The following is a 22,771-nucleotide window of genomic DNA, read 5'->3' as shown; positions in this document are numbered from 1 at the left end:
CAGCAAGCGTCGCCTTAAATCCAAAGCTTGGATGTACAAAGGTTCGGCTTGGCTGTATTTTCCTTGGGAACTGTAGAGAAAAGCTAGGGCGTTGAGGCTTTGTGCAAAATCTGGATGTTCTGCACCCAGCAAGCGTCGCTTTAATTCTAAAGCTTGGATGTACAAAGGTTCAGCTTGGCTGTATTTTCCTTGGGAACTGTAGAGTACGGCTAGGCCGTTGAGGCTAGTTGCAAAATCTGGATGTTCCTCACCCAACAAGCGTCGTATTAAATCCAAAGCTTGGATGAACAAAGGTTCGGCTTGACTGTATTTTCCTTGGTAGTGGTAGAGAAAAGCTAGGTTGTGGAGGCTAGTTGCAAAATCTGGATGTTCCTCACCCAGCAAGCGTCGTGTTAAATCCAAAGCTTGGATGAACAAAGGTTCGGCTTGGCTGTATTTTCCTTGGTAGTAGTAGAGAAAAGCTAGGTTGCTGAGACTAGATGCAACAGCTAGATGTTCTGCACCCAAGCGTTTTTTAGTAGATTCTAGACACTGTTCATACCAAGGTGCTGCTTTATCATACAATCCTTGACCACTATAAAAGAAAGCGTTGCCAACGAATACCCAAGGTAAATCATCATTGCTGACATACTGAAGGAAATTGTTTGCTACTTGGGCTAAGTGAGGTATTGCTAAGGCGACATTTTTAATTTGCTCAAGTGTGGGGGTTTGAGGAATATCTTGAGCAACTCCCATCATTACCCCGCAAAACGATCGCTTAAATTCCTCTCTCTGCTCTAAACCTTCAAGCTTATCTTGAAAAAACTCCCGCAACAGGGGATGCAATTGATAAATTCCCTCACCTTTGGACTGAACTAGATGTAACTGTAACAACTCACGTCTAGCTTGTTTCCAATTTTGCGCCTCATTATTTATTGTTATTCCCTCCACCAACTCCCAAGGAATGGGGGCTAAAGCAAATAAACTCAAAACACAGCCTAAACGTTGAGCATTTTCTCGCAACCGTCGCCAACTCAACTCAAACGCAGCAGCAACACCCAATTCCGCAGTCATTTCTGCTTGAGCTTCATCTAAAGCCGGATTCTTCAGACGCTCATCTTCCAAGTCTTGCAGCATATCCGCTAGGGATAATTCCTCATCACCCAACAAATAACGTCCGACTAATTCTAAACCCAGTGGCAAATATCCCAACCACTTACAAAGTTTTCTCGCAACTAACGGCTCACGTCGCAGTCGTTCCCTACCGATTATGGATTTTAATAACTGCATCGCCGCTAGTGGTTTCAGCACATCTAAATCTAAACCCACTATCGGCGACTGTAATTTTTCCCGCGTGGTAATTAACTGCTTAAACCGAGCCGGAACAGAATCTAAATAACACCTAACTTCTCCTCGATAGTTAGTGACGTTATCAATTATTAGTAAAACCTCACCTTCAGGCCATTTTGTCAGACAGAATTGGACTCTCGCAGCTAAATCTAAATCATCTGGGATGTTCAATTGCAGCTTATTCATAGCAAACTGCACCAGTTGTAACCCCACATCCTGCACTGCTGATAACCAACAAATCCCACCTTGATAAGTAACAAGGTGCGAATGAGCATATTGCAAAGCAAGTTCTGTTTTCCCGACTCCACCCATCCCCGCAATTGCCGCTATTGCGACCTGTTGATTTTCTCGTAACAACTGATGAAGTTCTTGCAATTTTGCTTCACGTCCGACAAACTTTTCCCTAGATAAAGCTAAGGGAATATTATGATGAATCTCTTGTTTTGGTGCAGTATTAGGAACACCGTTATATTTTTTTGTCAGGTAAGCCTTTAATATTTCTAACTTTCCGCGTTTAGAGGTGGCTAACTCAGGACAACTCCGAGCGAATTTGTCATACACCTCAGTCATCCGCTTTTTAAACGCAGCCACACTGACATTAATCTCGTTGGCTAGTTTCGCTTCACTTGTACCTAAGTTTTCAGTCTGTAACCTGACGAAAAAGGCTTCTGTCTGTTCTGGGGATAACTCATGAGTAACAGCTTCTTGTCGTAAAAACTCATCCCATTGCATAGCCAGCCTGACAAAACTTTGCTTGATTCTACTTATGTTACACCTTGCTTCTACTTCGTCTCTATTTCTCAGGAATCTCCAGCTTTAAAGGCAGAAATACTATGTAAACAGTAAATTTCACTCAGGTTCGCGTCATGAAGACTTCTTTATCAACTTCCACTAACTCTCAAGCTTCTACCCAAACTTCACAGTTAATTCCAGTATCTTCCTCAACAATGGAAAATCCCTCTGCTTGGATACGTGATGGCTACAGTCCCACAGAAATTATTCTCGCAGCAGCATTTTTAACTTCTTTATTGATGGGAGGAACTGCAACTTTGATTATGGCAATAACTGGATTAGTCAAAACTTTAGTACCAGCAATAAACCAAACTCAATCCAGTTCAGCCAAAGCTAAAAACAGAACTTAGCACAGAAAAAAGAAACCCAACATTATCCAGACTTTGTTGGGTTTCACTATCACGCCACCCAAAACTTGTATCTCTACTAGAAATCACAAGGGTTTGGGCGGGACTGAGTGTATGTATCCACAACTCTTACACCCTTTCACCCAGTCGCCACGAAAAAATTTTTTGTGCGTAAGTCCTAAATAAAATAATGCCCTTTGCAATTATCTCAACAAAGGGCGATAAACACTAAAGCTAAGAGGGCAATATATGAATGTAATATGTATCACCTAGGAATGGTAATCTGGCTTACCTTTATGTTTTTTTCATTTGTGCAGCGTGAACAGAAACATATATGACAAGTTTGATACATATTTGTTAAGAATAGTTACAGCACCCGTAACACTAGGAAATATTTCTTCTTATGGTAGACTCCCTTGAGAATAACCCACCGCATCAAGTTGTAATCATTGGTGGCGGCTTTGGTGGACTATATGCAGCAAAGGCATTGGCTAAAGCTAAAGTAGACGTAACGCTGATTGACAAACGTAACTTTCACTTGTTCCAACCATTGCTGTACCAAGTTGCCACAGGTACACTATCTCCGGCTGATATTTCCTCACCTTTGCGTTCGGTATTAAGCAAAAGCAAAAATACAAAAGTGTTGCTGGGAGAAGTGAATGATATAGATCCCCAAGCACAGCAAGTCTTGTTGGGTGAGCAAGCGATACCATACGATACGTTAATAGTGGCTACAGGTGCCAAGCATTCCTATTTTGGGAAAGATAACTGGGAAGATTTTGCTCCTGGTTTAAAAACTGTAGAAGATGCCATCGAAATGCGTCGCCGGATTTTCTCGGCGTTTGAAGCAGCAGAGAAAGAAACTGATCCTGAAAAACGTCGGGCTTGGTTAACCTTTGTAATTGTGGGTGGTGGCCCTACAGGGGTAGAATTAGCAGGTGCGATCGCTGAACTCGCTTATCAAACTCTCAAAGAAGATTTCCGCAACATCGACACATCCGAGGCGAGAGTTTTACTTTTAGAAGGACTAGATCGGATTTTGCCACCCTTTGCACCAGAATTATCCCAACAAGCAGAAGTATCTTTACAGCAATTGGGTGTCAGCGTTCAAACCAAAACTTTAGTCACCAACATTGAAAACGATATTGTCACCCTCAAACAAGGTGATGAAGTGAAAGAAATTGCCGCCAAGACAGTATTATGGGCAGCAGGTGTGAAAGCTTCACCAATGGGGCAAGTTTTAGCAGAACGCACAGGCGCAGAATGCGATCGCGCCGGACGAGTTGTTGTTGAACCCGACTTAAGCATCAAAGGCTATCCCAATATTCATGTAGTTGGCGACTTAGCAAACTTCTCTCATCAAAATGGCAAACCTCTTCCTGGTGTTGCGCCAGTAGCAATGCAAGAGGGAGAATATGTTGCCAAGTTAATTAAGGAAAAAATCAAAGGTAATACTTTACCTGCTTTCAACTATAGCGATCGCGGCAGTTTAGCCATGATTGGGCAAAATCTAGCCGTCGTGGATTTAGGCTTTATCAAACTCAAAGGTTTCTTTGCTTGGCTATTTTGGCTATTGATTCATATCTACTTCTTAATTGAGTTTGATAACAAACTCGTCGTTATGATTCAGTGGGTATGGAACTATATCACCCGCAAACGTGGCGCAAGATTGATTACTGGGCAAGAAGCTTTAGTAAAAGTAGGAAATGAAGCGCCTAGTACATATTACAAAGCCACGCCACCCAGACAAGCAGTCAATGTCTAAATAATGTAGGACTTCCGCACCAACATTGTCTGTAGAGATTGGGTTTAGGGGTGAAAGGGTATGGGGTGTAAGGGTTTTGGATACATACACCCTTATACCCTTTCACCCTTGCCCATGATGATTTTTCGCTGTTCTCTTTTTAACAATCATTAGATAGTACAAGTTTGGGTATAGGCAAGTTTTGATTTTCCAGCAATTCACTTGCCGAAATTTTATTTACACTTGTTTGCTGTAATACTGTCAATAATTCGGCACTTTGGCTTAATAACTCATCTACATTAATGCCGCCATAACTATCTGGATAACGGCGTAGGCGGTTGCTACCTTCTCCGAGTAAAATAGCTGCACCGCGCAAATTCTCATTTCTGAGATGGTACAAAGCTACAGCAATTTGGAGAATGCCCTGGTAAAAAGTTTTTTCGGGTTCAATGGCTTCGATCCACAAAGCCTCTAAAGTGTCATGACAGGCGTAAAACTGTCCAGAGTTGAACTGTTCTACACCTTGCCAAAACTCTTGGGGCATTGTTTCGCTCATGCCATGCTATCTCTTACTTCTTTAATAGTTTCGATAGAGATTTCTTGGCTTTGACCAGCAAATTCATTGTCTGGTGTTAAAAACAGCATACAATGGCATTCTTTCCGTTCTCTCATTGGCACACAGGGACAGTTCCAATATGAAGCCTTGACTTCAGCCTCTTTGTCTTCGTAGTGGCGGCAGGGACACAAAGGCGCACCTAGTTCGTCTTTATGTTTGGCTAACCCTTCAATTACCACTGCGGTAACAGAAGGTTCACTACAGAAGTACGTTCCAGTACGCTTGGCGTATTGTTCGGAAAAATGCCGCATTGCTTCTAAGCTTTTATCGCTGGAATGTGTGTTAACTTCTGATGTGATCATGTGGATCGGCCGCTCATAATTTAAATATTTCTTTGCATTGTACCTCAGCCTCAAGGCGCTATTACTGGGGATATCTCCCCAACCTGATCAGATTCAATGATGATGTTTAACAAAAACCGCAATAAATTAGCATTCATTGAAATATTAAATACATAGAATACTCATTTAAAATGGTTGTAAAGGTTTTTGTAGTTGGGGTTGTAAAGCTTGTTCGCTTTGCACCACAATACCAGGACAGTCACGATAGACAACGCCTGATGCTTGATCTGAGGAATTATTATTCTGCCACAAAATCCAACGACTGCCTTGGGGTAAGGAAGAGAGTGTCAGAGAATTTTGCGTTAACCAAATGAAAGGATTGTTAGGTGTTTCTGTGGCGTTGATATCTTCTTGAAATGAGGTTGCGGCTAGGGTTTCTAAGACTATGCGATCGCCTTTCACCAAATTTGTCCCAGCTGTCCAGAGTTTGACAGGCATTCCCATGCGTTGTGTATAAAAGTACAAACTAGCTGCGGCAATTACGGCTTGTTCAAAATCATCTTCTTGCCATTCACCACCACTATCTAAGGCGATAATTATTTCTTGTCCACCTGTGACAACTTCTAACTCCCGGACTCGTAATTCACCATAACGGGCGCTAGTCCGCCAATGGATGAGTCTGGTGGGGTCGCCGATGCGGTAGGGACGGAGCGATCGCACTAATCCCGATGTCGCTGTTTGCAATGGGCGATTGATAGAATCACCTTTTTTGCTTTCTTCCTGTCCCATTTCATCAACTAACGGACAAGTGGTTAAAGGTAATACAGTCGGGTAAACAATGGCGATCGCTTCACAATCTCGCTGACGACGACACCAAAATAAACCTAAAGGTGCGCCAGTCGCTAATTCAACATTGTGCCAGCGATAAATACCTCGACGCTGGGTCGGGTGATAATAAACCCAACGGTAACTATTTTTACTGGGAACAACTTCTATTGCCTGTTTAATTGGCTTACCCAAAACAAAAGGCAAAATATCCTCGACTTGCAGCAAACTTACAGATTGTGCGGTGGGATTGTGGATTTCTAACTCTACAGTCAAGTCATCCCCGGACGAGACAGGCTGAATTGAATTGCGGGTGACAGTTAAACCAACAAGCGATCGCGGCGGTAAAACTGCTGCTACTACCAACAGCGCCACACTCACACCGCTAATAGCATACAGCCACCCCGCCATCGTATTGACAGCCGCACCAAAAAAACAAATGGCAATTCCCGCAAGCACCCAACCGCCGTATGTAGGTGTACTTGCCCGATTTTCTAACCAGTTGGTGATAGGTTTGATAATTTTCATGTTTCTTTTTTAACCTAACATCACCGGAAGTTCACAGTGGTGCTGGTGTCATTTCAGGAGCAGAACAATCATAATAATTAGCAAGCATCACGCCGTGTGCAACTTTTTTCTCAAAACCTAACCCCCAACCCCTTCCCTACGAGTGAAGGGGAGCAGATTCAAAGCCTCTCTCCGCGTCGGGGAGAGGTTTGGAGAGGGGTTTCAAACATAAGTTGCACATTGCGTAAGCATCACCTTGATAATTCAAAAATGTCTAACAACCTCAGTCACACAGAAGAAATTCAAGCAATTCGTCGCCGACCGACTATGTTCTTTGGGAGTGCAGGAGTGCAAGGTACAGAACAGTTTGTCTATGAACTGGTAGCCAATGTCCTTGACGCTTATTTGTCAAAAAAAGCAACCTTTGTGAATGTAACTTTGGATGGAACCACTATCTCAGTCGTCGATGATGGCCCAGGACTCCCATTTGATGAACCCAGTGATATCGAAGGTATTAGCCTTGCGACTAAGTTGCTAACTCGTATTCATCTAACACGCTCATTTGATGAACACACTCCCCATGTTCATATAGTTAGCCGAGGCGTTGGTTTAGCACCAATGAATGCGACTAGTATTCAACTCAAGGTACAAAGTTGGCGTTCTGGAATGCTGTGGGAGCAATGTTTTAGTAAAGGAATTGCACAAGGATCTGCCAAGATTATTCAGCAGGGTGATGGCCGAGGAACAAAAATTGAAGTCACACCTGATCCTGAAGTTTTTAGAGAAACGCAACCCAGATTTGGGATAATTCGGAGGGCTTTGTTTGACACTGCTCATTTATTTGCAGGGTTAAAGATTGGATTAAATGAAGAGCGTTTCTATGCACCGCAAGGACTGAAAATGCTGGGATATATACTTTTGACTCGGCAAACAGACGCTAACAATGAGCCATTTCATGTAACTTTGCATCATAACAATATTTTGATTGAAGCAGCTGCGTTTGGCGATCGCTTCTCGCAAAACCGCATATTTTCATGGGTAAATGGAGCCAGAACCCCAGATGAAGGTAGCCATGTTGAAGGTTTTCGACAAGCATTAGCAGAAGTCAACTGGGAACCTGCACTGAGTTTGATTCATATTGTGATGTACGATCCAAGATTTGCAGGGCCGACGCGGGGTAAATTAGATGTCCCACATATTAAGGAAGTAATTCAAGAAGCACTGCGCGAACCTTTATCATCCTGGTGGGAAGACCCCAAAACTTAGGCGGAACTCAGAGATGAGAGCCTTTTTCAGAGACGTGACTGCTGAAATTTGAATGTGAAATCTAAAATTGTAAATATAGTCTGACAAAATCCCAAAAAATTTAAATTCGTGACACTTAGAGAATTAGAAAACCAACTTCTTGCTCTTAGCCCTAGTGAAAAATTACAGGCAATACAGTTACTTGCTCAAAGTCTTGGTAGTAGTTGGCAAGGAATTGAGAAAACCCCTGGAGTTTGTGGAGGCGAGGCGCGAATTGCCAACACTCGTATTCCAATTTGGGTACTTGTGGAAGCTCGCCATCTTGGATATAGTGATGCTGACCTTTTGACAAGCTATCCCAGCATTTCAGCTACAGATTTAGCTAATGCTTGGGTGTATGCACAAGCTCATTCTGATGAAATTGAATTGGTAATTGAGCGTAATCAGGTAGCGTAAATGGCAAGATTTTACGCAGATGAGCAGTTTCCGTTTCCGGTTGTAGAATTATTACGCAATTTGGGACATGATGTTTTGACAGTACAAGAAGCTGGAAAAGCAGAGCAAGGTATATCTGATGAAGAAGTACTGGCATTTGCAGTCAGTCAAGAACGTGCGATATTGACTATTAATAGAGACGATTTTATCCGTTTGCATCGTCGTAATGATAACCACTTTGGAATTATTGTTTGTACCAATAATCGTAACTGGGAGCAGTTTGCCGCAAGAATAAATGAGGCTGTGGTAAAAGAAGAATCATTAACAGGAAAACTAATTCGTGTGGTACGTCCAGTGATGTAAAAATAGTAGTTTTTCAGTGTAGGTTGGGTGGAGGAACGAAACCCAACATCATCAAAAATCTCTTGGGTTTTGCTATGAGTCGGCAGCAATATCCATATCTTCTTGTATCATTTCTCCTACACTAAGAACCTTCCAAGGAACATCAAAATGATTTTGAATGTTCTTTAATTCATCAATAGAATCTAAAAAAAAATTGTTTAATAGCAAATAGATGATCTTCCGTTGAAAGAAAAGACTGAAGGCTTTTTTTTATAAATTATCGCTGACCATGCTGGATAAGTAACTAAATTAATTGGAAACCATTTTTCTGGTTGAGCATTAATTACTTTTTGCATAGACTCAATTATATTATTCCGATTTTCAAAATAGGGAGCCACCTCTAAACAAATACCCAGTGATGGGTATTCATTTAAGATACCTGTATCTAAATCAAAATATCCAAGTCCACACCAGAAATCCCATTTTTTTGTTTGAAAAATGTGTAACCATTATATATCTTTTTTTTTGATTTCCATTGATACAAGCTATCTGCACTAGCTTTGGTAACACCTTCAAGATTTTGCTTAAATTTTGCACTGACTTCTTCACCGAGGCTTGCTTCCATAAAGTTAAGTGTTTTATTAAAGCTTTTAATTGTCAATATATCAATAGGTGAAAGCTGATTATTTTGTGACATCATATTTAACTCCATAAACATTAAAATTTCTTGAATGAGTCTGTCATTACTAATTTTTTTCAAAAAGCTATAAACCTGATACCACCTCAGTTGATAGAAGTTTACCTTTAGCGAAGAATCTTTGATAAAAGTTTTAATGTCTTCCTTTGGTTCATAGTCACGGGTAATGTAAATTAGCGTTCGCCGACTATAGTATGGTAGATTGCTTAAAATCTCAGAATATCTTTCTAATTGCTGACAACCTTCTGTAGAAGCAATTTTTGACTCGATAAATATTATCTCGGTCTTAGTTTCATTGGCTAATTCAATTACAATATCAGGCTGACTACCACACGTATGATTTTTGAGTGGTTCATAATACTTCTGTGTTTTAATTTTGGCACTATAATAACTCTCATCACTAATAATAAAATGCTGTTGCAACCACTCAATTAGTAAATCTTTATTAATCGAGAAAAAGTAAGCGAAAATTTCAGTAAAAAAGTCTTCTAATGGTTTATTGGCTGAATGCAAATTGAGTAAGTTGCTAAATAAAGACATTTCAATTAAATCTGAGTTACATAGTCAGTATGAAATGTGCGTTATGCGTTGCTAACACACCTAATAACTATTGAGACTGCGACAGTTTTAACTCAGAACTTGCCAGTTGACAATACTAAAAACAAATAGGGGTAAAAATTTTACCCCTAAACAGTAATATATACATTTGACAAGAAGCTTGAATTTAGGTTAAATGATTTTCTAGCAATGATGCGATCGCTTCTGGATGAAGTTTCTTATACTTCTTTTTACCTAACATTAACACGCAGTTGGGTGCGCTGCTGCAACGTTTTTGACAACCCGTGTGTTCAATTTTAACTTTGTCTCGCAGACCGCGATCGCACAAAGTTTTTTCTAATTCTGATAATAAACCTTTACCGCCTTTTTTAACACAGCCAGACTTTTGACACACCATAATTTTAGCTTCTGGTTCTGGTAATAATTCTTGAGTAGGACAAGCAGCAACTGGTGTGACTTGATGTGCTTTGATTTTAATTTTGCCTGTGCGTGTGTTGACTTTACTCACACCACAAATCTGAATTGGTTCACCAGGAGCTAAACTACATTGCAACGAACTGCGTAAATCTTTTGGTAATTTAATGTATAAAGTACCAGAATGAATTGCTAATTGCAGATATTTAGCTTTTCCTGATTTAATACCAGCGAAACCTTGAAATTGACCTTCTAAGTTCAATTCTGATAATCTGAGATATTTGTCACCCATGTTAACTACTCAAGTTTTAACTACAAAATAATTAACCCCAAGCTTGTGGGGCATTGTTGCTGATTCTGAGTAAAAAGGAAGAAGGAAAAATTGGTTTTACCTTTTGCCTTCTCTCTTTACTGTTGACTTGTAGTTCTACGCTAAACGTCTAGCTTCTACAGTTTGAGGTAAATTTGCAGCATCAGGTATTTCGCGGAATTCTAATTCCCAACCATTGGCTAAGGTAAGAATTTTACCAGCTTCTCCGTCTGTTTGCTTTACTACTACTTCTTCTAAATCTTTTTTCGCAACATAGACGGTTAAATTGCCATTATCATTCATCCGTAGCATTACTTTCATGATTTTCCTCAGCAGATTCTAGTTCTTTTTTGCGACAACCAACAACAATGCCTTTATCTAAAAAATGCACCGCATAAATATAGGAACGCTGTAAAAAAGTGCCTATACTTGCTACGTAACCAATGTCTCCTTTTTTAGCTAAAATTTCACCAATGTCTCGACCGGGAAATGTCCCGTCGTTTTTAATTTGTTTGCGGAGTCTGACTTTTTCACCAACTTCAAAATCAGGTTCTGACTCTAATTCGTATTCATCGGGTTGCATGAGAATACCTCTGTTCTTTTACCAAGTTCAACAGTTCTTCGGTTGTCAGGCTACGTTTTTTCTTAACTGATTGTTGGCGGACTGCATCTAAGACAGATTGGGTTTCTTCGGGGTTGAGAAAGATACCATGCTGCTGAAGCAAGCTAGATACCAAATGCTTTCCAGAATGCTTACCAACGACTAAACGTCTTTCCCAACCAACTTCTTCTGGTGCAAAGGGTTCGTAGGTTTGGGGATTTTTGAGTACGCCGTGTGCATGAATTCCAGATTCGTGTGCAAAGGTATTCTCACCAACAATTGCTTTCCAAGGTGGTACACCAGCACCAGCGGCGGCGGCTACAAGTTGCGATAATTCCAACAAACGGGGTGTGTTAATTCCCATATCTAAGCCATAGATGCGTTTGATGGCCATGACAACTTCTTCTAAAGCGGCGTTACCTGCTCTTTCACCCAAGCCGTTGACGGTGGTGTTAACAGATGCGGCTCCACCTTTAATCCCAGCGAGTGCGTTTGCTGTCGCCAAGCCGAAATCGTTGTGGGTGTGGATTTCTACAGGAATCGACAACCAAGAAACGAGGCGCTTAACTTTTTTATAGGTGGTGAAAGGATCGAGAACTCCTACGGTGTCGCAGAAACGAAAGCGAGATGCACCCCATTCTTGAGCATACAGAGCGACATCCAACAAAAAGTTTTCATCGGCTCTGGAAGAATCTTCGCCACCGACGGCTACCCAAAGACCGCGATCGCGTGCGTAACTGATACAATCTTTGAGTCTTTGCAGACTTACTCGCCACTGTCCATGAAATTTCGCAGCGATTTGGATACCGGAAACCGGAATCGCAATATGTACTCGCTGCATTCCACAAGCAATGGAAGCTTTGATATCAGAAATTACAGCGCGGTTCCAGGCGAGGAGGTTAGCTTTTAATCCCAAGTCAGCAATGATTGAGATGGCACGAATTTCTTCTTCTCCCATCGCTGGGATACCGACTTCTAATTCATGCACGCCGATAGCATCGAGAAATTTGGCGATCGCAATTTTCTCTTTTAAGGTAAAAGCAACACCTGCTGCTTGTTCGCCATCGCGTAATGTAGTGTCATTAATTATGATTTCACTCATTTCAAACAGCCTCATAGGAATTTTTTCTTAATATTCTTTCTGTAGCGTTAATTATTTTCCGCAACGCTGAGTAAAGGTAAATGCTATAAATTAATCCAATTAATATTTTGTCTTCATCATTCTTTAATATTAACGAGATAAAGACATCACATCTGTATGACAGAAAACAAAACGACAGTATAATTTAACTGCCATTTTCACTATTGTCATGCACACTTTTTTCTAGTAGAAGATAGCCCAGATAGGTGTTAGCTAGACTGGAAACAAACAAGAAAACAAATCCACAAACAAAGCTAGAAATCATAATCCTATCTCCCGATAATTGCAAGTCATTTCTGCCAAAAAGTTGTAACTAGTGATCGCCAACATATTGCCAACAGAAATTTGTTCAGTTCATCCCACAAATCAATTGCTGCTGCTGTCTCCCTTGTCTCCCCCATCTCTCCCATCCCCTCATCTCTGCTCATCTAGCCAATCTAAAATTTGTTCTAGCTGTTCTAAGTTGACCAAGCCATATTGCCAAAGCAGCATCGGTAATGGTGCATCATCAAACTTTTTGTGTCGCAGTGCTACAGCAATATCTGCATTGGTAAGTTCGAGTTCTGTATGTAAAAAATTGATGAATTTTAATTCTTTTGTGCGGGTGGACATAACTAAACCAGAAACAGATAAGTATAGAGGAGAGTTAAAAATTGAGAATGCAATTTAAGCAACTAAAAAAATCAGAATTAAAAATAAAGGAGAGGCTGATTTTTTTGGTTTGTCAAGACAGGTTTATAAATCCCAGCAATGTTTTAACCAGTTGACCAATTCTTGACGCGGAGCGAAAAATTGCATAATCGTACTACGGACTAAAATTGCTGCCAGTAAACTGTTAACTTGGACTCGTAAAGAACCATCAGGGTGACAAGAGCAGGGAATCATTAACTCTTGCAAACGGTGATAAATTCGCCAGCGATCGCTCAACGGAATCTGTAAAATTTGCTCACCTAAAGTATTATTTGTCATTTGTCCTGTGAATTACCGTTGATTCGTAAGTTTTGAGTTTTTGTTCAAGTTGCTCAATGCGAGATAATAAGGAACGAATCACAGTGGCTTCTACATCCGGGAGTTTGTTGTGTTCTAGGGGAGATTGATTCTTGTCTTTGCGAGAAATAATCCGTCCGGGAACGCCGACAACTGTGGAATCAGCCGGAACATCGCGCAACACAACCGAACCTGCACCCACACGGACGCGATCGCCTAATTGAATATTTCCTAAAACCTTCGCACCAGAACCAATCACAACGTTGTTACCCACAGTCGGGTGACGTTTCCCGCTTTCCTTCCCAGTTCCACCGAGAGTCACTCCTTGGTAAATTAGCGTGTAGTCTCCCACAATCGCCGTTTCACCAATCACAACCCCCATCCCGTGGTCGATAAATACCCCTTTACCAATCTCTGCACCTGGGTGAATTTCAATTCCGGTTAAGAATCGACCAATATGAGATATAAAACGCGGAAAGAAAGCCACCCCCCGCCGATGCAACCAGTGAGCCAGACGATGTAAACAGAGTGCGTGCAAGCCAGGGTAGCAAAACACCACCTCTAACCAATTACGCGCCGCCGGATCACGTTCAAAAATAATCCGAAAATCACTCAACACTGGCTCAAAAGAAGTGACAGCAGAGAGTAAATTTTTCAGCAGGGATGTTTTTACAGAATCAGGCGCTACTGTCGCTGGTTGATTACTGTCTAATGACTGTTGCATCGGTACTGTCTGGGTAAAAAAGCCTTGTGCTATTTTTATGCTTATAGCAGGCGACTCCCAACAGGACAGTACACTCTATGTCGGTTGGATTTATTGGATTTATTAATGTTGTACTCAACCACTGCAAAGCTTTATTTTTAATTAATAAAAAATTTCTCTTGGGGTAGGGGTACTAGTTTTTTAAAGTAGGGGTACTAGTATTTCTTGGGTGGGGGTTTAAGAATTGCGGTACTCACCATCAAATCCTTTACCCATAAGAATTTGCAGCGATTTAGCCAAGTTATTTTACGATATATTAAGCTGTACTCAATTGCCCGGAAATGGGGTGTAGAGACGACTACAACTTAATTTCTGTATCTCCAGTTACGATTGTAATTTTACGGTTTTGCCACCCAAAAAACCAAATTCTTCACCTTGTTTTAGCTTTTATTGTTTGTGTTTTGAGATACTAATAAATTCCAGTTCAGTGAAGCTCCTCCCGTCTGCGGCGACCCCCTGAAAAAGCTACCGTGTATGAACTAACAATACTAAACCCAATTATTAAAGGAGTTCAAAGCTTCATTAATGGAGTTCCAAGACTCATTAAAGGAGTTCAGAGCCTCATTAATGGAGTTCCAAGGCTCATTAATAAAGCTCAAACACTGATTAAAGGAGTTCAGAGCCTCATTAATGGAGTTCCAAGGCTCATTAATAAAGCTCAAACACTGATTAAAGGAGTTCAGAGCCTCATTAATGGAGTTCCAAGACTCATTAATGAAGCTCAAACACTGATTAAAGGAGTTCAGAGCCTCATTAATGGAGTTCCAAGACTCATTAATGAGTATTCAGGACTCACGAACCAGATGCAGCTTTAGTCGGTCTACCTTTGATAGCTTTGAAGCGTTCGCCTAATTGTTCCGCCAGAGTTTTTAAGCCAGGAGTAGTTTTTGATGCTGTCTTGACGTAATTATATACAGTTAAACTGCTGCTCATAGCTTCACTGCCAACTGCCAGTAGAGTATCATCTACTTGTTCTGTGAGTTGGCGCATAGAAATTAATACTTCAGTAAGTGCGATCGCTAACTGATAATCTTTTACCAACTCCTCAACATCAAAACTAGCTGGCAGAATATTCCGGTTAGACTGAGCCGCCGCCGCACTATTATTTACAAAAGCCAGACTTTTATCACCCATCTTGACCATCTTCCGCCGTTCTTCCGTGCTGAGAGTGACAAGAAAAGGTAGCTTTGATTGTACTGTCTGGAGTGCTGCTTTAATTTCTTGGATATCTGCGGGCGAAAGGGATGCGGTAATATTTTGATAAGACATGGTAGATTCACCAAGGTAATTATAGAATTGAGTAGCAATAGTTGCTAAGTATATAATTCCCATTGGTGAGAGCAAAAACACGTAATAACTCTACTTATTGATCCGTTTTAATGCCGACTCTGATGGATACTGACCAGATATTATAAAAACTTGCCGTTCAATTACTCTTTCATCACTATTAAAATCAAAAATACGGGCTGTTACTTCCCCTATATCTGTTAGCGGTTGAATCACAGCCTCATCTAAGCGAAAATGCTCACCCCAAAAATCCCTACGTGGGTTAAAAAATCTTACAAGTTCACCAGTCTGCCAATTAATTGAACCTAAATCCGTTCCTTTTTGCAAGTTGCAGAAAATACAGGCATAGCAAAGATTATCTGCTGTAGTTGCACCGCCATGTTTCACGCTGATGATATGGTCAACTTGAAAACTTAAGCCGTCACCTTCTGGAATTAAACAATACTCACATAGATAATCAGCGCGACGAGCAACTAAACGCCGCAGTTCTGCATTAATGTAAGGACTAGACACAGGAAAAACTTACTCCGCCTTGAGGTATTGATGGGCTTTTGCTTTTGCTAATCTCATAATATGTTCTAACGTGAGGAAATGATCTAATTCCTTCTTTTCTTCTGGCGTGAGTTTGCCCATTTTATGTTGATAAACCAGATATTCTAAACGCTCTTTTGTACTATCTGAAAGCTGAAACTTTACCACACTTTCGGGAGTAGTCCCAGCTGCAATAAAGTCAACAATTTCGTCGTAGACCTTGGCTGTATTTATCGATGTAGTCATAAGAGATGGTTTGAAAAGTGGCTGGTTGTGATGATTCGTACTTCTTGATCCCCCCTAACCCCCCTTAAAAAGGGGGGAAATGCTTCAAAGTCCCCCTTTTTAAGGGGGATTTAGGGGGATCGAGATATGTGCAACTTCACATTGAATTGGTATGACCTGTTTAATTTTATTATGCTACTTTTAAAGACTTGCCTAAAGTTTGCGGCTCTGGCAAAATTTCACCATCTTCTAAAGCAGATTCAATTAGCATTTCTAAAACTTCTTGAGCATTTTTTAAAGCTTCTTCATAAGTGTCTCCGTGAGTGTGGCAATAATCTCCCCACTCAGGAAGACTGACAACAAAACAATCATCTTCATCAGACCATTGAATAATTATTGTGTAATGAGAATTCATTCTTGTTCTTCCTCTTGTGCTTGTTTAATTTCTTCTAATCTTTGCAGTGCATTATTAACGTCTTTCTCTTGATAAGGTTTAGCATCATTTCCATCTTTACCTGATAGCGTAACTCTTCCAGGTAGCAGAGGATGATATCAATTAGTATGACTACCTTTACCAGGACGGTAGCTAAACCCTGCTTGTAACAACAAGCTTTTGAGTTCTCTAATTTTCTTGGGCATAGCCTCAGTTTATATTTTGAATCGTTCTCCAGTTTTTTACCCGATTCTCAGCAATATCTTTTTTACCTCTCTCGAATGACTCAATAAATCCAGGAGTATCAAGTAATTCTTGGGTAGCGTCTTCACTCTCCTTGTCTGCTAGATATGCTAAAAAGTCAGCAACTACTTGTAGACGTTCTGAAGATAATCGGTCTAGATATTGGTTAATTTGCTGACGAATGTCTGTGTTATTCATAATTTTTCGCCAATCTTACTTCTCTAATTCTGCCAATTTTTTCTGAGCATATTTCCTTACTTGCTCATCTGGATCATTTTCGGCTCTGTCGCACAACAGTGGTAAAGTCAACTCATGCTGGGGATATTGTTTGACAATTATCTCCAGTGCAACGCGTCGGGGATTTGGGATAATATCATCATGGCTATGCTCAAAGGGGTCGTTGGCTGCACAGTTATAGTAGATTTCAAAAAGTTCAGACTGAAATTTGTAAACTTTAGCTAATTGTTGCACTGCTATCCCTCGCACAAAATAATCTTCATCTGCACTCGCCAGTTGACGCAGGAGAGTTTTGGTGTCGAGGTCATTTTTGTAAACTTGAGCTAATTGTTTCACTACTATCTCTTGCATATACCAATTATTATCCTGGGCAGTGGCGAGTTTTAGGAGAAGGGTTTTAGTGGAGTCATCCTTGTAGGCCTGGGCTAGTTGTGCCACTGCTGTCCGTTGCACAAACGAATCAACATCTTTGGCAGTAGCGAGTTGTAGGAGAAGGGTTTTAGTGCTGTCATCCTTGTAAGCCTGAGCTAATTGTGCCACTGCTGTCTGTTGCACAAACGAATCAACATCTTTGGCAGTAGCGAGTTGTAGGAGAAGGGTTTTAGTGCTGTCATCCTTGTAAGCCTGGGCTAATTGTGCCACTGCTGTAACTCGTACATCCGAATCAACATCTTTGGCAGTGGCGAGTYGTAGGAGAAGGGTTTAGTGCTGTCAAGTCCTTGTGAAGCCTGGGCTAATTGTGCCACTGCTGTACTCGTACATCAATCAACATCTTTGGCAGMTGGCGAGTTGTAGGAGAAGGGTTTTAGTGCTGTCATCCTTGTAAGCCTGGGCTAATTGTGCCACTGCTGTCATCCCGCACATCCGAATCAACATCTTTGGCAGTGGCGAGTTGTAGGAGAAGGGTTTTAGTGCTGTCATCCTTGTAAGCCTGGGCTAATTGTGCCACTGCTGTAACTCGTACATCCGAATCAACATCTTTGGCAGTGGCGAGTTGTAGGAGAAGGGTTTTAGTGGAGTCCTCTTGCCAAGTTGTGGCTATTGCTGTGACTGCTTGAGTGCGAATTTCTTGTACTAGCTGAATTTCTTCGTCATCGTAGGTAGGTCGATAATAATACCAGAGGTCATATTTAATTAAATCTTTTAACTGATTCAGTAATTTATTAGCTACTGTTCTAATCTTTGAGCGATGCCTCATTTCAACAAGACATTTAGCTGCTAAAAAGAGATTGATAAATTTCTTCTCTTCACCATCCTGTATTATTAAATACTCAAGAATTTCACCAACATATTCGGGTTCAATCATCCCAGTAATTAGTAGCAACACTTCATGCCAAGTTTCATCATCCCAATGTTTGCCAAAAACTTCCGTTGTTAATGAAATATTTCGTTTCTTCTCAAACCGCCAGACAAAATACGCAGCACAGAAATATTCCAAAAAAAGTTCGATGTACAAAAGCATAGTAATCAGCACCAAGGAAGCATAACATAAAGTTACGAGTCCGCAGTTGTTCAATTATTCGCCTTGCCGCTAATTTGGGTTGATCAAACTCTAACTCTTCTTTTAAATATTCAGTCAGAACATTAATTAAACTATCTTCACTAATCACATTGCCAGCTAAACCTGCATCGCTAGATTGCATAGTATAGGCAACTTGACGTAGCATGGCTTGCTTATCTTTATCATTAATAGCCCATTTGTCTGTTTCTAAAGCACGTTCTACATCCCACTTGTGTAACAATACTCTTGATGCTTGATTATAAAGTTCTGGTCTATCTCTAGGTAGTTCTTGACTGAGATTGAGAATTGCCATCATAGTCAATAGCAGAGGATTTCCTGCTAGTTCAGCAATGGCTTTTGATTCTGTAATTGCTTTTTGCAGTCGCTCTTGTTTAAGGTCTTTTTCTTCTTTGTCAGTGATATTAAAAGTCCTTTCATGCCATCGTCCAATAAAATCGGTAATTTGTTCTAACTCTAAATCTTGCAAAATGAAATGTCTAAATTCAGCATCTTGTAATACTTGAGGTTGATAGCCAATAATGCGAGAAGTGACAATTACTTGCACATCTGGATATTCGTTAGTAAAGCGATGAATAGAATCAATTACTTCATTTCGCATCACTGAATCAAAGATTTCATCTAATCCATCAAACATAACTAAAGCATTACCAGCCTTGAGTTGTTCGTGCAGCTTATGCTGATTGAGATGAAAGAAGCATTTGGGGGCGTGATTATAATATTCCAGAAAATTATTACATTTCTCGTTGCGATCGCGCACATAACTGTTCAATTCAATGAGCAGTGGAATCGGCAGAGAAAAATCTTTCAGCGTCAAAGTTTCTTCAACCCATTTTAATGCTAGGTAATGAAGTAATGTAGACTTACCAGAACCCGGATCGCCTAAAATTACAAGATAATTTCTTGAATGTTTCTCTTGGATAACATCTAATACTGAACGTATCGGCTGCTGAATATAATTGCGTTTATAGCGGTCTAATTCTTCCAAATCAAATTCAGTGTCTAATTGCTGAGTTGCTTGTAATCGGCGGAGATGTTCTTTGGGTAGTTCTGGTAACACCTGATAAACTTCGCGGACATTTTGAGGAATAAATATTTGCCATAAATTAATCCTCAATTCGCTGCCTTTATTCTCTAAACGATGCAGCTTTAAACTAATGTACCGCTCACGAATAGCTTCTAAATATTTTAGTAAATCAAAATCTTGTGTAATACTACAATTCTCTTTTAACAATCTGATAATTTCTTCAAGTCTCTGTCCCAATAAAATACTGCGTAGTTCAGATGAGTCACCAAGAATTTCTTTGCATTTTTTAAGATATTTTTGTGTAACCGATTGCCAGTTAAAGTTAGCTGGCATAAGTGGTAAATTAAGCTCATCCCAGATATTGCTGAGTTCTTGATAATTAAGAGAATTACAATCGTCTTTAAAAGCTTTTCCTAAAATTTGTTTAACATATTTATTATATATAAACGTCTTTAGCGGTTTAGCAAATTTCTTAATATCGGCTTCCGAGACTTGGCACAACTTCAACTCGTCTTCTACAATTTGAAAAAACTCTTTCAATGCTTTAACAATAGCTTTTTGCAGTGGCTCTTTCTCAAATAGTGCTATGGGGACATTATTGAAACGGTCTTTGAAAAAGTCTTTAGCGTAGTCTTTTGCTAAATCCTGAGCAAATTCCTTAACAAATTCCTGATTCATAATTGTCTTAACCAGTAGCCCAACAGCATTAGTCGCTACCCACCCAAGAAATAATTCCGACATAATTGCTTGCGATCGCCTAGTGTATTGTTTAAATATGAGTATATACACCAGCTTTAGCAAGCATTTCCGAGTTTAGGATGATTTAACCCCATTACATAAACATAAAACCCTCTTTCCTCGTGCCTTCTGCCTCTTGCCGTTTCCCAACTACAAATATTTACGTCGCTATACATATAAGTCCTAGTTGTATTGGGAATCACTGGCAGATGTATTGGTATTATTGTTTTGATTAAGATGATTTCTAGCTGTATTCTGAAATCTGCCAACATGAGTTTTAGAGAATGGGCAACTAGGGTGCTATTAATTTCTCTGGTATTTACTGCTTTGAGTGTGGCGCTGTTGATTGGCAAAATTAACCAATCAAAAATTCCTCAAACCACCTCATCAAATCAAGAGATGACGACAGTTGGGAATGAATATCCTCAAGTAAAGTTGCAATCCTCTAAAAATCAATCAGCCAAATCTCCTGGTATTCCCCGGCAGAATTTGGGCAGATATAGAACTACAGAGGCTTTTGCTAAATATCAACCAAGATATGAAATTGCTAAAGTAGACCCTAGTAATTATGGCGATCGCTACACTCAAGATATTTACGGTGTCAGACTCACCAATCCAGCCATTATCGTACTACACGAAACTGGTTATTCTGCCGACAGCGCCATTAATTTCTTTCAAACACCCCATGAAGATGAAAGTGTCCAAGCCAGTTATCATTCCTTAATTGAATTAGATGGTACAGTTGTTTATCTAGTCTCACCAGAAAAACGAGCTTTTGGGGCGGCTAACTCAGTTTTTGAAAGCTTTAATGGTTTTGAAACTGTCCAGACTAACCCTAATTTGCCGCCATCTGTCAATAATTTTGCCTATCATGTTTCTTTAGAAACACCACCCGATGGCCGGGGAAATAATTATATTAAAGTTCATAGCGGCTATACCGAAGCTCAATATCATTCTTTAGCTTGGTTAATTGCCCAAAGTCAGGTTCCCGAAGATCGCATTACGACTCATCAACAAGTCGACCGTTCTGGTCAAAAAATCGATCCAGTAAGTTTTGATTTTGATAAATTCTTGAATTTACTCAATACCTATCGTGAAATTAGTCCAGTTTATCGGGCGCAGAAGTGATCAACTGCAAGCATTGAACTTGCACATTGAAGCAGCAAGGGGCAGATGACAGAAGAGCAGGGGGCGCAAGCCCTTCCCCCTGCCGTGGAGCGAAGCTGAACATGGGTCAAGCATCGCCCTTTTAGGTCGCTCTTACTGGGGCGGAGTACAAGCTCCGTTTCAGTTTTCCGCTTAGTGTAAAGCACTCATACCAATTCACTAAAATTCTGATACAGATCCAAACCCAGAAACCCTTGTCAAATCAGGATTTATCAATTGCGAATTGCGAATTGCGAATTGCGAATTGGTATCAGCACTCTTCACACCAAACAAGCCAAAAAATCTTGTTTGAGTTTGGCTTCATCTAAATTCCGACCGATGAAAACTAACTCGTTTTTTCGGGTTTCGGTGGGTTTCCAAGGTCTGTCGGGTCTACCATCAAATATCATGTGTACGCCTTGAAACACAAAGCGATTGTCTTCCCCCGCAATATTTAAAATGCCCTTCATCCGAAAAATATCAGGGCCTTGAGTTTGTAATAATTTACTCATCCAAGCGTGTAGCTTCTCGCCATCGAGTGCGCCTGCTGCTACTAACGCCACAGAATAAACGCTTTCATCATGTTCATGTGCATCTTCGCCTAAAAAATTCGGGTCAATTTCTAAGGCGCGATTCAAATCAAAAGCTTGCACACCCAATAAGGAATCCATTGCTAATTCTGAGTTGCGGGTGCGATAGATTTTAGCGATCGCATTCATCCCCCGAATCCGCTTTTCTAATTCTTCTAATTCTTCTGCTGTTACTAAATCAGTTTTATTAAGTAAAATAACATCCGCAAATGCAATTTGTTCTTGGGCTTCATCGGCTTCCCAATGTTGCCAAATATGCTTGGCATCTACCACTGTCACCACTGCATCTAGAGACAGTTTATTTTGCATATCTTCATCGACAAAGAATGTCTGAATCACTGGTGCTGGATCAGCTAAACCAGTAGTTTCAATTACTAAATGGTCAAACTTATCACGTCGCTTCATCAAATTACCGATGATGCGAATTAAATCACCACGGACTGTACAACAAATACAGCCATTATTCATCTCAAATATTTCTTCATCGGCATCAATAACTAATTGATTATCAATACCCACTTCTCCAAATTCATTCACAATCACAGCCACTTTTTTACCATGTTCATAAGTGAGAATGTGATTGAGTAAAGTTGTTTTGCCTGCGCCCAAATAGCCAGTCAAAACAGTTACGGGAACTGTATCTGTTATTACATCAGCCACCATATCATCAAAACCTCTGGTCTCGCTTGCATGATAATCTCACCCATAATAAGCGGTTTTACATTTTTGTGCTAAATAACAGACAATTTATATGTTTCATAAATTAACAACCATCTTGAGTAAGATTTAAAAATATAAATTTAACCTTTAATCTCGGCAAAAACTAGCCAATTTTCTAGGTTCAGACATAGAAATCTCATG

Annotated in this window: 27 protein-coding genes and 2 pseudogenes; 7 read left to right on the top strand and 22 right to left on the bottom strand. The window is 40.3% G+C overall.

The window, feature by feature from the left end:
• Positions 1-39 precede the first annotated feature (39 nt).
• Positions 40-1,899, bottom strand: a pseudogene (locus tag ACX27_RS17290) (tetratricopeptide repeat protein); the annotation flags it as partial.
• A 296-nt stretch (positions 1,900-2,195) separates the two neighbouring features.
• Between ACX27_RS17290 and ACX27_RS17285 the strand changes: the two are divergent.
• Both ACX27_RS17285 and ACX27_RS17280 read left to right on the top strand, forming a co-directional pair.
• Positions 2,196-2,471, top strand: coding sequence for a hypothetical protein (locus tag ACX27_RS17285; RefSeq protein WP_062294696.1), 276 nt, complete (start codon positions 2,196-2,198; stop codon positions 2,469-2,471).
• A 400-nt stretch (positions 2,472-2,871) separates the two neighbouring features.
• A complete protein-coding gene (locus ACX27_RS17280) occupies positions 2,872-4,233 on the top strand; it encodes an NAD(P)/FAD-dependent oxidoreductase (protein ID WP_062294694.1) in 1,362 nt (453 codons plus the stop codon).
• A gap of 139 nt (positions 4,234-4,372) precedes the next feature.
• Here the strand turns inward: ACX27_RS17280 and ACX27_RS17275 are convergent, their stop codons facing one another.
• The 3 genes from ACX27_RS17275 to ACX27_RS17265 form a co-directional block, all read right to left on the bottom strand.
• Positions 4,373-4,768 carry a DUF309 domain-containing protein gene (locus ACX27_RS17275; protein WP_062294692.1) on the bottom strand — a complete coding sequence of 132 codons (396 nt, stop codon included), beginning with the start codon at positions 4,766-4,768 and terminating at the stop codon, positions 4,373-4,375.
• The gene (locus ACX27_RS17270) at positions 4,765-5,130 is read right to left on the bottom strand and encodes a ferredoxin thioredoxin reductase catalytic beta subunit (RefSeq protein ID WP_062294690.1); all 366 of its coding nucleotides are present in this window, start codon (positions 5,128-5,130) and stop codon (positions 4,765-4,767) included. The genes ACX27_RS17275 and ACX27_RS17270 overlap by 4 nt, the downstream gene beginning before the upstream one ends.
• A 165-nt stretch (positions 5,131-5,295) precedes the next feature.
• On the bottom strand, positions 5,296-6,462 hold the full coding sequence (locus ACX27_RS17265; RefSeq protein ID WP_062294688.1) for a DUF58 domain-containing protein: 1,167 nt from the start codon (positions 6,460-6,462) through the stop codon (positions 5,296-5,298).
• A gap of 249 nt (positions 6,463-6,711) precedes the next feature.
• Between ACX27_RS17265 and ACX27_RS17260 the strand changes: the two genes are divergently transcribed.
• The 3 genes from ACX27_RS17260 to ACX27_RS17250 all read left to right on the top strand — a co-directional run bounded on the left by ACX27_RS17260 (position 6,712) and on the right by ACX27_RS17250 (position 8,484).
• Positions 6,712-7,707, top strand: coding sequence for an ATP-binding protein (locus ACX27_RS17260; protein WP_062294686.1), 996 nt, complete (start codon positions 6,712-6,714; stop codon positions 7,705-7,707).
• 108 nt (positions 7,708-7,815) lie between these two features.
• Entirely contained in the window at positions 7,816-8,142 is a 327-nt protein-coding gene (locus ACX27_RS17255) for a DUF433 domain-containing protein (RefSeq protein ID WP_062294684.1), read from the top strand.
• Entirely contained in the window at positions 8,143-8,484 is a 342-nt protein-coding gene (locus ACX27_RS17250) for a DUF5615 family PIN-like protein (protein ID WP_062294682.1), read from the top strand.
• 424 nt (positions 8,485-8,908) lie between these two features.
• Here ACX27_RS17250 and ACX27_RS17245 read toward each other — a convergent pair whose 3' ends face one another.
• From ACX27_RS17245 to cysE, 8 genes are all read right to left on the bottom strand, one after another.
• A complete protein-coding gene (locus tag ACX27_RS17245; protein WP_062294680.1) occupies positions 8,909-9,700 on the bottom strand; it encodes a PD-(D/E)XK nuclease family protein in 792 nt (263 codons plus the stop codon).
• A 184-nt stretch (positions 9,701-9,884) separates the two neighbouring features.
• Positions 9,885-10,424 carry a (2Fe-2S) ferredoxin domain-containing protein gene (locus tag ACX27_RS17240; protein WP_062294678.1) on the bottom strand — a complete coding sequence of 180 codons (540 nt, stop codon included), beginning with the start codon at positions 10,422-10,424 and terminating at the stop codon, positions 9,885-9,887.
• Between the two features lie 135 nt (positions 10,425-10,559).
• Complete coding sequence (gene nifT / locus ACX27_RS17235; RefSeq protein WP_062294676.1) at positions 10,560-10,763, bottom strand: putative nitrogen fixation protein NifT; 204 nt, start codon at positions 10,761-10,763, stop codon at positions 10,560-10,562.
• A complete protein-coding gene (locus ACX27_RS17230) occupies positions 10,738-11,025 on the bottom strand; it encodes a nitrogen fixation protein NifZ (RefSeq protein ID WP_062294674.1) in 288 nt (95 codons plus the stop codon). Before ACX27_RS17230 ends, nifT begins: the two co-directional genes overlap by 26 nt.
• On the bottom strand, positions 11,012-12,145 hold the full coding sequence (gene nifV, locus ACX27_RS17225; RefSeq protein WP_062294672.1) for a homocitrate synthase: 1,134 nt from the start codon (positions 12,143-12,145) through the stop codon (positions 11,012-11,014). The genes ACX27_RS17230 and nifV overlap by 14 nt, the downstream gene beginning before the upstream one ends.
• A gap of 453 nt (positions 12,146-12,598) precedes the next feature.
• A complete protein-coding gene (locus ACX27_RS17220; RefSeq protein ID WP_062294670.1) occupies positions 12,599-12,796 on the bottom strand; it encodes a DUF2949 domain-containing protein in 198 nt (65 codons plus the stop codon).
• 123 nt (positions 12,797-12,919) lie between these two features.
• Positions 12,920-13,153: an Asr1405/Asl0597 family protein gene (locus tag ACX27_RS17215; protein WP_062294668.1), complete on the bottom strand. Its 234-nt coding sequence runs from the start codon at positions 13,151-13,153 to the stop codon at positions 12,920-12,922.
• Positions 13,143-13,895 carry a serine O-acetyltransferase gene (cysE, locus tag ACX27_RS17210; protein ID WP_062294666.1) on the bottom strand — a complete coding sequence of 251 codons (753 nt, stop codon included), beginning with the start codon at positions 13,893-13,895 and terminating at the stop codon, positions 13,143-13,145. Before cysE ends, ACX27_RS17215 begins: the two co-directional genes overlap by 11 nt.
• A gap of 509 nt (positions 13,896-14,404) precedes the next feature.
• Between cysE and ACX27_RS17205 the strand changes: the two genes are divergently transcribed.
• The gene (locus ACX27_RS17205) at positions 14,405-14,749 is read left to right on the top strand and encodes a hypothetical protein (RefSeq protein ID WP_062294664.1); all 345 of its coding nucleotides are present in this window, start codon (positions 14,405-14,407) and stop codon (positions 14,747-14,749) included.
• Here the strand turns inward: ACX27_RS17205 and ACX27_RS17200 are convergent.
• The 9 genes and pseudogenes from ACX27_RS17200 to ACX27_RS17175 all read right to left on the bottom strand — a co-directional run bounded on the left by ACX27_RS17200 (position 14,727) and on the right by ACX27_RS17175 (position 20,225).
• Entirely contained in the window at positions 14,727-15,203 is a 477-nt protein-coding gene (locus tag ACX27_RS17200; RefSeq protein WP_062298400.1) for a hypothetical protein, read from the bottom strand. The two genes, ACX27_RS17205 and ACX27_RS17200, sit on opposite strands and share 23 nt — an antisense overlap.
• 90 nt (positions 15,204-15,293) lie before the next feature.
• On the bottom strand, positions 15,294-15,734 hold the full coding sequence (locus ACX27_RS17195; RefSeq protein ID WP_062294662.1) for an HNH endonuclease: 441 nt from the start codon (positions 15,732-15,734) through the stop codon (positions 15,294-15,296).
• Between the two features lie 9 nt (positions 15,735-15,743).
• Positions 15,744-15,998 (bottom strand): hypothetical protein, encoded by a 255-nt coding sequence (locus ACX27_RS17190; RefSeq protein ID WP_062294660.1) that lies wholly within the window; start codon positions 15,996-15,998, stop codon positions 15,744-15,746.
• Between the two features lie 169 nt (positions 15,999-16,167).
• Entirely contained in the window at positions 16,168-16,392 is a 225-nt protein-coding gene (locus tag ACX27_RS17185; protein ID WP_062294658.1) for a type II toxin-antitoxin system HicB family antitoxin, read from the bottom strand.
• A pseudogene (locus ACX27_RS33970) lies at positions 16,389-16,616 on the bottom strand (type II toxin-antitoxin system HicA family toxin). Before ACX27_RS33970 ends, ACX27_RS17185 begins: the two are co-directional and overlap by 4 nt.
• A gap of 4 nt (positions 16,617-16,620) precedes the next feature.
• On the bottom strand, positions 16,621-16,851 hold the full coding sequence (locus ACX27_RS17180) for a hypothetical protein (RefSeq protein ID WP_062294656.1): 231 nt from the start codon (positions 16,849-16,851) through the stop codon (positions 16,621-16,623).
• A 15-nt stretch (positions 16,852-16,866) separates the two neighbouring features.
• On the bottom strand, positions 16,867-17,532 hold the full coding sequence (locus ACX27_RS31795; protein WP_144427478.1) for a HEAT repeat domain-containing protein: 666 nt from the start codon (positions 17,530-17,532) through the stop codon (positions 16,867-16,869).
• A gap of 172 nt (positions 17,533-17,704) precedes the next feature.
• Positions 17,705-18,328: a hypothetical protein gene (locus ACX27_RS33965; protein ID WP_235526251.1), complete on the bottom strand. Its 624-nt coding sequence runs from the start codon at positions 18,326-18,328 to the stop codon at positions 17,705-17,707.
• On the bottom strand, positions 18,288-20,225 hold the full coding sequence (locus tag ACX27_RS17175; protein WP_235526250.1) for an NACHT domain-containing protein: 1,938 nt from the start codon (positions 20,223-20,225) through the stop codon (positions 18,288-18,290). The genes ACX27_RS33965 and ACX27_RS17175 overlap by 41 nt, the downstream gene beginning before the upstream one ends.
• Before the next feature lie 219 nt (positions 20,226-20,444).
• On the opposite strand from ACX27_RS17175, the gene ACX27_RS17170 reads away from it, so the two are divergent.
• Complete coding sequence (locus tag ACX27_RS17170) at positions 20,445-21,302, top strand: N-acetylmuramoyl-L-alanine amidase (RefSeq protein ID WP_062298398.1); 858 nt, start codon at positions 20,445-20,447, stop codon at positions 21,300-21,302.
• A 299-nt stretch (positions 21,303-21,601) separates the two neighbouring features.
• Here the strand turns inward: ACX27_RS17170 and ACX27_RS17165 are convergent, their stop codons facing one another.
• Positions 21,602-22,573, bottom strand: coding sequence for a CobW family GTP-binding protein (locus tag ACX27_RS17165; protein ID WP_062294653.1), 972 nt, complete (start codon positions 22,571-22,573; stop codon positions 21,602-21,604).
• Positions 22,574-22,771 lie beyond the last annotated feature (198 nt).

The sequence above is a fragment of the Nostoc piscinale CENA21 genome (assembly GCF_001298445.1).
In the GTDB taxonomy this organism is placed as follows: domain Bacteria; phylum Cyanobacteriota; class Cyanobacteriia; order Cyanobacteriales; family Nostocaceae; genus Nostoc_B; species Nostoc_B piscinale_A.
This window is presented reverse-complemented; position numbering and strand designations above follow the sequence as displayed.

Bases quoted from the DNA above. Each gene is read 5' to 3' on its own strand.
- ACX27_RS17285 (WP_062294696.1), top strand. From the start codon at position 2,196: ATGAAGACTTCTTTATCAACTTCCACTAACTCTCAAGCTTCTACCCAA.
- ACX27_RS17280 (WP_062294694.1), top strand. From the start codon at position 2,872: ATGGTAGACTCCCTTGAGAATAACCCACCGCATCAAGTTGTAATCATT.
- ACX27_RS17275 (WP_062294692.1), bottom strand. From the start codon at position 4,768: ATGAGCGAAACAATGCCCCAAGAGTTTTGGCAAGGTGTAGAACAGTTC.
- ACX27_RS17270 (WP_062294690.1), bottom strand. From the start codon at position 5,130: ATGATCACATCAGAAGTTAACACACATTCCAGCGATAAAAGCTTAGAA.
- ACX27_RS17265 (WP_062294688.1), bottom strand. From the start codon at position 6,462: ATGAAAATTATCAAACCTATCACCAACTGGTTAGAAAATCGGGCAAGT.
- ACX27_RS17260 (WP_062294686.1), top strand. From the start codon at position 6,712: ATGTCTAACAACCTCAGTCACACAGAAGAAATTCAAGCAATTCGTCGC.
- ACX27_RS17250 (WP_062294682.1), top strand. From the start codon at position 8,143: ATGGCAAGATTTTACGCAGATGAGCAGTTTCCGTTTCCGGTTGTAGAA.
- ACX27_RS17245 (WP_062294680.1), bottom strand. From the start codon at position 9,700: ATGTCTTTATTTAGCAACTTACTCAATTTGCATTCAGCCAATAAACCA.
- ACX27_RS17240 (WP_062294678.1), bottom strand. From the start codon at position 10,424: ATGGGTGACAAATATCTCAGATTATCAGAATTGAACTTAGAAGGTCAA.
- nifT (WP_062294676.1), bottom strand. From the start codon at position 10,763: ATGAAAGTAATGCTACGGATGAATGATAATGGCAATTTAACCGTCTAT.
- ACX27_RS17230 (WP_062294674.1), bottom strand. From the start codon at position 11,025: ATGCAACCCGATGAATACGAATTAGAGTCAGAACCTGATTTTGAAGTT.
- nifV (WP_062294672.1), bottom strand. From the start codon at position 12,145: ATGAGTGAAATCATAATTAATGACACTACATTACGCGATGGCGAACAA.
- ACX27_RS17220 (WP_062294670.1), bottom strand. From the start codon at position 12,796: ATGTCCACCCGCACAAAAGAATTAAAATTCATCAATTTTTTACATACA.
- ACX27_RS17215 (WP_062294668.1), bottom strand. From the start codon at position 13,153: ATGACAAATAATACTTTAGGTGAGCAAATTTTACAGATTCCGTTGAGC.
- cysE (WP_062294666.1), bottom strand. From the start codon at position 13,895: ATGCAACAGTCATTAGACAGTAATCAACCAGCGACAGTAGCGCCTGAT.
- ACX27_RS17200 (WP_062298400.1), bottom strand. From the start codon at position 15,203: ATGTCTTATCAAAATATTACCGCATCCCTTTCGCCCGCAGATATCCAA.
- ACX27_RS17190 (WP_062294660.1), bottom strand. From the start codon at position 15,998: ATGACTACATCGATAAATACAGCCAAGGTCTACGACGAAATTGTTGAC.
- ACX27_RS17185 (WP_062294658.1), bottom strand. From the start codon at position 16,392: ATGAATTCTCATTACACAATAATTATTCAATGGTCTGATGAAGATGAT.
- ACX27_RS17180 (WP_062294656.1), bottom strand. From the start codon at position 16,851: ATGAATAACACAGACATTCGTCAGCAAATTAACCAATATCTAGACCGA.
- ACX27_RS17170 (WP_062298398.1), top strand. From the start codon at position 20,445: ATGAGTTTTAGAGAATGGGCAACTAGGGTGCTATTAATTTCTCTGGTA.
- ACX27_RS17165 (WP_062294653.1), bottom strand. From the start codon at position 22,573: ATGGTGGCTGATGTAATAACAGATACAGTTCCCGTAACTGTTTTGACT.